The organism is Acinetobacter sp. UBA6526, assembly GCF_002434875.1.
Classification (GTDB): Bacteria; Pseudomonadota; Gammaproteobacteria; order Pseudomonadales; family Moraxellaceae; genus Acinetobacter; species Acinetobacter venetianus.
Window position 1 is genome coordinate 14,215 of the sequence record NZ_DJLC01000220.1, and the last position, 1,775, is coordinate 15,989.

Sequence of the window (1,775 nt, forward strand, 5' to 3'; positions counted from 1 at the left end):
AAGGGCAATTAATTGCCCTTTTTTTCATTTATTATCCAGAGATGTATTGCTGAAGTTGCTCAATTAAAATGCGTTGATCATCCATTGCTGCTTTAACGAGATCGCCAATCGAAATAAAGCCTACAAGTTTCTCTTGTTCTAAAACAGGTAAATGACGTAAATGACGATCAGTCATAAGTTGTAAACATTCTTCTACAGTATGATTCAGCCCAACTGAAATAACTTTAGAAGTCATAATGTCTGAAACAGGGGTGTTGTTTGATGAACGCTCCATCAATGCGATCTTACGTGTATAGTCACGTTCTGAAAAAATTCCGATGACTTTTTCATCTTCTGCAACGACTAATGCACCAACACCTTTCTCTGCCATAATTTTAATTGCTTCAAGTACAGTCGCATTTGGTGAGATTGTAAAAATTGATTGTACTGCTTTATTCTTGATGACTTGAGCAACGATTGTCATTGTTTATCCACCTGTGTTGTATTGTCATTTTCATTTAACTTAACGGTATTTTTTTTAATTGCAAAGCCCTAATTTACATACAATGATAACTTTTTCTCATAAATGCTTAAAAAGTCATCATTGTACTTTGTCGCACTTAGGCAGGCATAACTGCTGCATCATGCATAAAAAAGAAATGCTGCATTTGTTGGGTTGAAAGCTTAAATTTACGATGTGATGAATTGAAAAGAGCAGGCTCTACTTGCAAACGAGTAAGTGTCGGTAAAAGAGATTCATGGAAATCTTTCGGGGTGATTTTCCGTGGTTTGTAATGCTTCCAATGAGATTTTGCATAACGATGTGCTTGAACGCCATTTAGCCAAAATGGGAAAACTGGACCATCTTGATCAGACTTGATTGCCCAACCCTGATGATATAATCCCCAAAGAACACCGCAATACATCATTGTTTTTAGAATTGAAATTTTAATCATCAACTCTTTAGAGACTGGTTGAAAATGGTTAAACCGATACATGTTATTAAACTAATAGTATTCAAACTTATGTTTTATTATAAGAAATCTAGATGGCATTTATGTTTAAACAGTTCATGTAAATCGTAAGCAAATATTCTTGTTTATAAGAAAATAAAGACCTGCATCACCATTAATAACATAAATTGCGACTTTGATTTAAAGTGGTGTTTTGTAGATCAAGGAAATCAAAAACCTAATACATAGAAAATTGTTAAAACTCTCCATCGTGCAAGTGCTTCTAGCTACTTTGTATAATTAGTGAATAAATCTGCTCTAAGGATGCCTTGACATTTAGAATTCTAATAAGCTCTGTAGCATTAAACCGATGCTAAGAAGAATTGTATTTATAAAATCTAAGGTATTCAAAAACGCCACCTGAGCAAGTCAAAGCGACTAGGCTTTGGTATAGCGTGATTAAGAATAGGGGTAAATGATGGTATTAGAATTAATGTGTGTATTAAAAAACGCCACCTAAGTGACGTTTCTTTATGCTTGTAATGTTGCCATCTTCTGCCAATACTGTGCTTTCAAGGAATCACGTTCTACACGGAAGCCTTGATAATACAACTCTGCTAAAAATAATGCCGCTTTACCGTGACCTGCTTTTGCTACTTCTTCAAGCTCTTTCACTGCATCTTGGAAGTTTTTTTGCGACTGAATTGTATTTACCGCATTAGCATATACATGCTCTAATTCATGGTTAGTAAAATGTTGAATCATATATAACTCCTTATTTTAATTATGATTACCGCAATTTCTATTCAAAGATACTTTACTTTGAATTTAAGCTACTTTAAC

3 protein-coding genes are annotated in these 1,775 nt (G+C 34.0%); all 3 read right to left on the reverse strand.

Annotated elements, in window-relative coordinates:
- Nucleotides 1-31 precede the first annotated feature (31 nt).
- Nucleotides 32-463 carry a CBS domain-containing protein gene (locus B4237_RS15020; RefSeq protein WP_004879821.1) on the reverse strand — a complete coding sequence of 144 codons (432 nt, stop codon included), beginning with the start codon at nucleotides 461-463 and terminating at the stop codon, nucleotides 32-34.
- 136 nt (nucleotides 464-599) lie between these two features.
- The gene (locus tag B4237_RS15025; protein WP_004879819.1) at nucleotides 600-977 is read right to left on the reverse strand and encodes a DUF2750 domain-containing protein; all 378 of its coding nucleotides are present in this window, start codon (nucleotides 975-977) and stop codon (nucleotides 600-602) included.
- Nucleotides 978-1,463: 486 nt separating this feature from the next.
- Entirely contained in the window at nucleotides 1,464-1,697 is a 234-nt protein-coding gene (locus B4237_RS15030) for a hypothetical protein (RefSeq protein ID WP_004879818.1), read from the reverse strand.
- Between the last annotated feature and the right edge of the window lie 78 nt (nucleotides 1,698-1,775).